Annotated in this window: 6 protein-coding genes and 2 pseudogenes; 3 read left to right on the top strand and 5 right to left on the bottom strand. The window is 70.4% G+C overall.

Annotation, left to right across the window (positions count from 1 at the left end):
- The 3 genes from AB0M52_RS27175 to trpB form a co-directional block, all read right to left on the bottom strand.
- On the bottom strand, positions 1 to 622 hold a 622-nt coding region (locus tag AB0M52_RS27175; RefSeq protein WP_363959304.1), incomplete at its 3' end, for a GntR family transcriptional regulator.
- Positions 619 to 1404, bottom strand: coding sequence for a tryptophan synthase subunit alpha (trpA, locus tag AB0M52_RS27170; protein ID WP_363959301.1), 786 nt, complete (start codon positions 1402 to 1404; stop codon positions 619 to 621). The genes AB0M52_RS27175 and trpA, both read right to left, overlap by 4 nt.
- Positions 1401 to 2594: a tryptophan synthase subunit beta gene (trpB, locus tag AB0M52_RS27165; RefSeq protein ID WP_363959298.1), complete on the bottom strand. Its 1194-nt coding sequence runs from the start codon at positions 2592 to 2594 to the stop codon at positions 1401 to 1403. Before trpB ends, trpA begins: the two co-directional genes overlap by 4 nt.
- Before the next feature lie 381 nt (positions 2595 to 2975).
- Here trpB and AB0M52_RS27160 point away from each other — a divergent pair, with 381 nt between their 5' ends.
- Positions 2976 to 3188 (top strand): hypothetical protein, encoded by a 213-nt coding sequence (locus tag AB0M52_RS27160; protein ID WP_363959295.1) that lies wholly within the window; start codon positions 2976 to 2978, stop codon positions 3186 to 3188.
- A gap of 105 nt (positions 3189 to 3293) precedes the next feature.
- Here AB0M52_RS27160 and AB0M52_RS27155 read toward each other — a convergent pair whose 3' ends face one another.
- The gene (locus AB0M52_RS27155; protein ID WP_363959292.1) at positions 3294 to 4259 is read right to left on the bottom strand and encodes a class I SAM-dependent methyltransferase; all 966 of its coding nucleotides are present in this window, start codon (positions 4257 to 4259) and stop codon (positions 3294 to 3296) included.
- Between AB0M52_RS27155 and AB0M52_RS27150 the strand changes: the two are divergent.
- Positions 4243 to 4443: pseudogene (locus AB0M52_RS27150) on the top strand (FAD-dependent monooxygenase); the annotation flags it as partial. The gene AB0M52_RS27155 and the pseudogene AB0M52_RS27150 sit on opposite strands and share 17 nt — an antisense overlap.
- 129 nt (positions 4444 to 4572) lie before the next feature.
- Entirely contained in the window at positions 4573 to 6717 is a 2145-nt protein-coding gene (gene helR / locus AB0M52_RS27145) for an RNA polymerase recycling motor ATPase HelR (protein WP_363959307.1), read from the top strand.
- Between the two features lie 13 nt (positions 6718 to 6730).
- Here helR and AB0M52_RS27140 read toward each other — a convergent pair.
- Positions 6731 to 7327, bottom strand: a pseudogene (locus tag AB0M52_RS27140) (GNAT family N-acetyltransferase); the annotation flags it as partial.
- Positions 7328 to 7554: the final 227 nt, after the last annotated feature.

The raw sequence follows: 7554 nt of genomic DNA, 5'->3' as shown, positions 1-7554 counted from the left end.
CAATGCCGGCCAGTGCCCGCAGCAGCGAGGACTTGCCCGAGCCGACCGGGCCGACGACCAGCACCAGCTGGCCGCGTTCCACGGTCAGGTCGACGGAGACGCCGGCGTCGGCGAGCGCGCCGTAGAGCGAGACGCTCGTGAAGTCCCGATCCTGGATGCCTTCGGCATGTGGCCTGCGTACCCAGGACACCTGGTGGATCGCCGGGCGCCCGGCGAACTCGCGCAGCCGTTCCAGCCGCAGGGCGGTGTCTCCGGGCGGGATCCGGAGTTGGGTGGCGATGCGCGCCGACGCGCGGCGGATCGAGCGGGCCAGCACGACGGTGCGTACGTCGTGGCCCTGCTTTTCCAGGTCGTCGGCGAAACTCTGGAGTGAGCCGAGTTGGTACGCCAGATGGGGTGGGGCGACGAAGGTGCCCCGGCCCGGCTGCTGAACGATGAGGCCGTCGTCGCTGAGTTGCCGAAGCGCCTGACGGAGGGTCATCAGGGTGACCCCGTACGAGGCGCTCAGCTCACGTTGGGCTGGTAGCGCCTCGCCCGGGGCGTAGTGGCCTGCCCGGATCTTCTCGGCGAGGTCCATGGCGATGGCCCGGTACCTCGCCTCGTGTCCGGAGCTGCTGGTCAAGGTTGGTCACGCTCCTGGTCGAGGGCTCGGCGCATCTTAGCGAGATCGGTGCCGACGTCGTCCGGGGTAGCGCCGTCCAGTACCCGACGCATGATCGCGGCGCCGACAATGACACCGTCGGCGCTTCGCGCGGCCTCGACCGCGTGCTGCGGCGTGGAGATGCCGAATCCGACCAGGACCGGGCGGTCCGTGCTGCGCTTGATCCGGCTGGCGAGGGTCGCGGCGGAGTCGGCAACGGCGGCCCGCTCGCCGGTCGTACCCATCAGGGACACGGCGTAGACGAAGCCACGGCTGCGTCGAGCGATCTCCGCCAGCCGAGGTTGGGGTGTTGCCGGCGAGGCGAGCAGGACCAGGTCGACGCCCGCGGAGGCCGCGGCGTCCGCCACCTCGCCCGCCTCGTCCAGCGGTAGGTCCGGCACGATCAGGCCACTGACTCCGGCGTCGTGCAGGGCTGCGCAGAACCGCTCCGGGCCGTCGCGGACGACCAGGTTGTAGTACGTGCTGGCGACCAGCGGAACATCGTCGGTGAGACCGGCAATGTCGCCGAGGATGCCGCGAACCGTCGCGCCCCGCGCCAACGCCGCATGGGTCGCCTCCTGGATGGTGGCGCCGTCCAACGTGGGATCGGAGAACGGTAGACCGACCTCGATCGCGTCGGCGCCCGCGTCGGCGAACGCGCTCAGGTGGTCGACCCAGGTCGCGGTGACGCCGCCGGTGAGATACGGCATCAGCAGCTTACGGCCGGCGTCACGGCGGCTCCGCAGGCGCGTTTCGAGCCTCACGCCAGCTCCTTCAGGGTCGAGACATCCTTGTCGCCCCGCCCGGACAGGGTGAGCATGACGGTCGCACCGGGTGGCAACTCGCCCGCGCCCGCCGCACGGATCACCCAGGCGACGGCGTGCGCCGACTCGAGGGCCGCGACAATCCCTTCGGTACGGGCCAGCCGTACCAGGGCGGAGATCGCCTCGTTGTCGGTGACCGTCACGTAGCGCGCCCGGCCGAGATCGCGCAGGTGCGCGTGCTCGGGTCCGACGCCCGGGTAGTCCAGCCCCGCGGCGACCGAGTGTGCCTCGACAATCTGCCCGTCGCCGTCCTGTAGGAACAGCGAACGGGCGCCGTGCAGCACACCGACCCGACCGAGGGCCGCACCCGCGCCGCCCTCGGCCTCCACGCCCACCAGTCGGGCGGAGGTGTCGGCGAAGCCAGCGAAGGTTCCCGCCGCGTTGGAGCCGCCACCCACACACGCCACCACGTAGTCCGGCACTCCGGTGCTCAGCTCACCGGCGCACTGACCGCGCGCCTCGTCCCCGATGACCCGCTGGAACGTCCGCACCATCCAGGGATAGGGGTGCGGACCGATGACCGAGCCGACGCAGTAGTGCGCGTGCTCCGTCGCGCCGACCCAGTGGCGCATCGCCTGGCTGGTGGCGTCCTTGAGGGTACGACTGCCGGTCTCGACCGGGACCACCTCGGCGCCCAGCATGCGCATCCGGAACACATTGAGCGCCTGCCGCTCCATGTCACGCTGCCCCATGAAGACCGTCGCCTCCAGCCCGAGCAGCGCGGCTGCGGTCGCGGTGGCCACACCGTGCTGCCCGGCGCCGGTTTCGGCGATCAAGCGGGCCTTGCCCATCCGACGTGCCAGCAGCGCCTGACCCAGCACGTTGTTGATCTTGTGGGACCCGGTGTGGGTCAGATCCTCGCGCTTGAGCAGCAGGTTGATGCCCAGTTCGGCGGAGAGACGCCGGGCCGGAGTCAGCGGCGTCGGGCGACCGACCTGCACCGCCAGCAGCCTCGCCAGGCTCTGCCGAAAGCCCGGATCCGGCCACGCCTCCCGGAATGCCTCCTCCACCTGCCGGCAGGCGGCCACCAGCGATTCCGGCACGTACCCGCCCCCGTACTTCCCGAACCTTCCCTGCCGGCCGGGGTCGCCCATCTCCCCGGATCCCGGCCGCAACAACACGTCAGCCATGAAACCCGCCTCACCTCGCGCACGGTCTGCGCGCCCAACCAACGAGCGATGACAGTTCTAGAGTGCACCGGAGAGTTCTAGAACTCTTGGGGAAGTGTGGCACAGCCGCGACCGGCGCGCCACCGAACTCGTCGTCACGGTCCATCGCTCCCTGGCGAGCAGGCGCCCAGCACAGCCGTGCTCGCCGGCTGCACGTTCCCCCACTCATGCCGCTGCGGCCGATGCGCCGAGGTCTCGGCCTGCGCTGGTCGGCGCGAGTGCCCCTCCCACATGGCGGGAGGTCGGCGCGCAATCTTGGACAGTTCCCGTGCCGCGTTAACGGGAACTGTCCAAGATCTCTCGTGGACGGCGCCCGGTTGCTGGCCTTTCGCCGGAGCAGCAGTGGTGGACGTGGGAGCACCGGTCGGCCCTCGCTGGCTACTCCTCGGCGACGTCGGCCTCGAAGGCTCCGACGAGATCGACATACCGCTGGGGCTGTGCGCGGCGATCGAAGGAATGTTCGTCGACCTGCCGCCCCGGCCGAGGGAGCGGTTCACGCTCGTCGGTTACCTGGACATGCTCGTGGCGCACCCGGTCGAGATCGACTTGCGCTGAGCCGGGAGCCGACGCCGATCACGGCTACGTCACCAGGTCGAACCCGCTCCTCCTGATCGGTTGCGCGGACCGGATGTCGCGGTACGTGCCGGACGAACTGGCGGTTCACTGAGCGGCCAGCAGGAACGCCTGATCGTCCCTCTCCACGCCTTGAGCGCGTCGTACCAGGCGGCACACTTCTCGCAGGCCGGCGGCTTCAAGCTGGGCGGCGACCTGATCCGCCGGGTAGAGGTGGCGCTGAAGTTCGATCTCGTGGCCGAACTGGCGGTATGCCCTGGCAAGGTCGCGCGTGCCCTCGCCGGACTGGAACCCGACGAGCAGGTGGCCACCGGGGCGGAGAACCCGGGTGGCCTCCGCGAAGATGCGCGCCTGGCCGGCAGGAGGCGTGTGGATGATCGAGTACCACAGCATCACGCCGGCGAACCGGTCGTCCGGGTACGGAAGATCGGTCAACGAGCACACGGTGAACACCAGGTCGCGGTGGTCGCGCCGGGCCATGGCGACCATGCGCGACGACAGGTCGACCCCCTGCACCAGACATCCCCGCCCGGTGAGGTACCGGCTCATCCGCCCTGCGCCGCATCCCGCGTCAAGGACCTGTGGATCGCCACCGGAGGTCACCGCCTCGGCGAAGGCGTCGACCATGGCGAGGTCGAGTGGAGCTTCGGCACGGGTGTCCGGGAGATGAGTGGCGTAGTCCTCGGCCACGGTGTCGTAGGCACGTTGCACGGTGCGGAAGTCGAGCGGATCCGGCGGCGAGGAAGACACGAGCCGGATTGTTCCACCGCTGACGCAGATCGCGCGGCCCCGCCAAGATCGCGTCCACGGTTCCGGCGCCCCGAGGGCAAAGACAAAGGCAAGGAGATGACTCTCCTTGCCACTCCAAACATATAGCACATTGGGGGCCTTGCGGCAAGACCCCCAATGTGATGCAGAATCTCCAGCCGAAAGCAGAACCTGCGGAAATCGGCGATTCGTGAACTGCGCGCGCTTTGTCGCTGCGGGTCTCGCGCACGTCGAACCGCCGGTGGGCGCGCTGTTGAACGGGGGATTGATGATTGACGTGATCATTGCCGGCGGTGGACCGACCGGCTTGATGCTGGCCAGCGAGTTGCGGCTGCACGGGGTGCACGCGGTCGTGCTGGACAAGGAGACCGAGCCGACCAGGGTTGTCCGCGCGCTCGGCCTGCACGCCCGCAGCATCGAGGTGATGGATCAGCGCGGCCTGCTGGACCGGTTTCTCGCGCACGGCCAGCGGCCGGACGGCCACGTGACCTGGGTCGGCGACGATCAGCAGGATCTGCTCAGCCAGCTGCCCAGGTGGTTCGGCGCCGCCACCAGCTGAGCGCGCAGTTCGACTCGAAGGGCTGATGACGTGAACCCGCTGACTACCAGCGCGTTTGATCTTCCCGACAACCTCTCTGCCAAGGCCGACCCGCGGCTGATCACCGGCGACGAGCAGCAATTCGCGGCCATCGCGGCGAGCCTCGAGCAACGGTTCACCGACCTGTCCGACCGCCTCGACGCCGAGCGCAGGGCGCCCGGCGGCAAGGGCCGGCAGGCGGTGGACCGGGACACGGAGATCCACCGGCTGACCGCTCGCCTGCGCGCCCTCCGTCGCTTCGGTCTGGACCTGTGCCTCGGACGCATGGTCAGCGCAGACAACCCCGAGCCGGTGTACGTGGGCCGGTTCGGTCTCACAGACAGCGACGGTCGTCAACTGTTGATCGACTGGCGGACTTCCGCGGCTGAGCCGTTCTTCGGGGCGACCCACGCCAACCCGATGGGTCTGGCGAGCCGCCGCCGGTATCGCTGGACCCGCGGCCGGATCAGCGACTACTGGGACGAGGTGTTCACGCCGGACGGGTTTGCCGGGCACGCCGCGCTCGACGACCAGTCCGCTTTCATCGCCAGCCTGGGCGGCAACCGGACGAGCCGGATGCGAGACGTGCTCGGCACCATCCAGGCCGACCAGGACGCCATCATCCGGGCGGGATCGAGTGGTGCCCTCGTCGTCGACGGCGGTCCGGGTACGGGGAAGACCGTCGTCGCTCTGCACCGCACCGCGTACCTCCTCTACGCCGACCCTCGCCTCGGTCACCGCCGGGGCGGGGTGCTGTTCGTCGGCCCGCACCAGCCCTACCTGGCGTACGTCGCGGACGTCCTGCCCAGCCTCGGCGAGGAGGACGTGCAGACCTGCACCCTGCGGGATCTCGTCCCCGAAGGCGCGACGGCAACCATCGAGACCGACCCGGACGTGGCCCGCCTGAAGTCGTCCGCGGAGATGGTGAAGGCGATCGAGGCGGCCGTCAGGTTCTACGAGGAGCCGCCGGCCAAGGGGATGACGGTCACGATCGACGAGTCCGACATCTGGCTGAGCGCCGACGACTGGGCCGAGGCGTTCGAAGCGGCGGGGCCCGGCACCCCGCACAACGAGGCACGTGACGAGATCTGGGCGGAGCTGCTCACGATCCTGATGGACAAGTACGACGGCGAGGAGCCGGATGACCTGGTCCGCAGGTCGCTGCTGCGGAACAGGGAACTGGTCACAACCGTCAACCGCAGTTGGCCGCTGCTCGACGCGGCCGACCTCGTCGCAGACCTGTGGTCGGTCCCCGCCTACCTCCGGAAGTGCGCTCCCTGGCTCAGCCCCGGCGAGGTCCGGAAGCTACAGCGCGGCGACGTCCGGGCCTGGACGGTGGCTGACCTGCCGCTCCTGGACGCGGCACGGCAGCGACTCGGCGACCCGGAGGCGTCCGGACGTAAGCGCCGGCACGACGCCGCTGTCGCCGCCGGACGCGCACGCATGGCCACGGTAATCGACGACCTGATCGAGGCCGACGCCTACGACGACGGTGAAGGCGTGCTGACGATGCTGCACGGACAGGACATGCGGAACTCCCTGGTCGACGAGGCCGGACTGCCCGGCGGTGACCCGGACCGGCTCGCCGGCCCGTTCGCGCACATCGTCGTGGACGAGGCTCAGGAACTGACCGACGCGGAGTGGCAGATGTTGCTGCTGCGCTGCCCGTCCCGAAGTCTCACCATCGTCGGTGACCGCGCCCAGGCCCGGCACGGCTTCCCGGAGTCGTGGCAGGAACGGCTCAAGCGGATCGGGCTCGACCGGATCAACCTGGCCTCGCTGAGCATCAACTACCGGACGCCGAAAGAGGTCATGGCGGAAGCCGAGCCCGTCATCCGGGCCGTGCTCCCGGACGCCAACGTGCCGACCTCCGTGCGCAGCAACGACGTCCCCGTCGTACGCGGATCTGCCTCTGATCTGGGCTCGATCCTCGACACCTGGCTCGCCGCGCATGCCGACGGGATGGCCTGCGTCATCGGCGACCCCACGTTCCGGGCGACCTCCCGCGTCCGGTCACTGACCCCGGAGCTGGCGAAGGGCCTCGAGTTCGACCTGGTCGTCCTCATCGACCCGGAGGCGTTCGGCGAGGGCATCGAAGGAGCGGTCGACCGCTACGTCGCGATGACCCGAGCGACCCAGCAACTCGTCATCCTCACGTGCTCCTGACAGCCAGCCTGGGTCAGTTGCGGGGCCAGACCCGGACCGGTACCCGGGGGAACGCCACCGTCAGGAAGCGCTCGGTGAGGCCGTCCCGCAGGATGCAGTCCGGCCAGGCGTCGAGCACCTCGGGCAGGGTGCGGTGGCCGAGGGCGAGTTGGAGCAAGGCGTCCGGCGGGATGGCGGCGTGGGTACCCGGGTCGGTGGTCGGGCCCACGGCGGCCCGCGCCGCCGTCACCGCCGTCAGCTCACCGTCGGTGAACTCCAAGCGGGCGGCTCGGCCGTACATGTCGATCACCAGTGCCGGCTCGCGCCAGCGCAGGTCGGCCGCATGCCAGCGGCGGTGCAGCAGCGGTCGTAGCCGGGCGAGCAGGTCGACCGGGTCGCCGGTGCGGGCGTACCAGGCTGCGGGCCGCTTCGGTACGCCCGGCGGGCCGAACCGGACCAGCGGGTGGTCCGCGTCGAGGGCGGGTTGGACCGCCGCGAACGGCCGCTCCGCCGCCGCGTACCGCCGCCCGACGCGGCCGAGGTACGCGTACATGGCGGCGGCGGCCTCCGGCCAGTCGGCCGGTCGCTCGCAGGTCGCCGCGAAGACCAGCAACTCGCCAGCGGCGGAGAGCCGGGCGGAGACGACCACCGCCCCGGTCTCCGCAGGGAGACCGGGGCGGCAGGATGGGAACGTCGCCGCCGTCAGGCCACAGTGTCGACCCGCTCCGGCGTCGGAGCAGCGAACGCCCTGCTCGGCGGCGTACGGAACGCGTGGACCAGACCGGCCAGCGACAGCAGCAGAAGCAGCCCCGCACCCAGATACATCACCGTCGCCGCCTGCCCCGCCTTCGCCCCCAT

The sequence above is a fragment of the Micromonospora sp. NPDC051296 genome (genome assembly GCF_040682255.1).
Classification (GTDB): Bacteria; Actinomycetota; Actinomycetes; order Mycobacteriales; family Micromonosporaceae; genus Micromonospora; species Micromonospora craterilacus.
The sequence above is the reverse complement of the archived record's forward strand: the minus strand, read 5'-3'. Positions and strand labels throughout refer to the sequence as shown.

Bases quoted from the DNA above. Each gene is read 5' to 3' on its own strand.
- trpB (WP_363959298.1), bottom strand. From the start codon at position 2,594: ATGGCTGACGTGTTGTTGCGGCCGGGATCCGGGGAGATGGGCGACCCC.
- AB0M52_RS27155 (WP_363959292.1), bottom strand. From the start codon at position 4,259: ATGATCACGTCAATCATCAATCCCCCGTTCAACAGCGCGCCCACCGGC.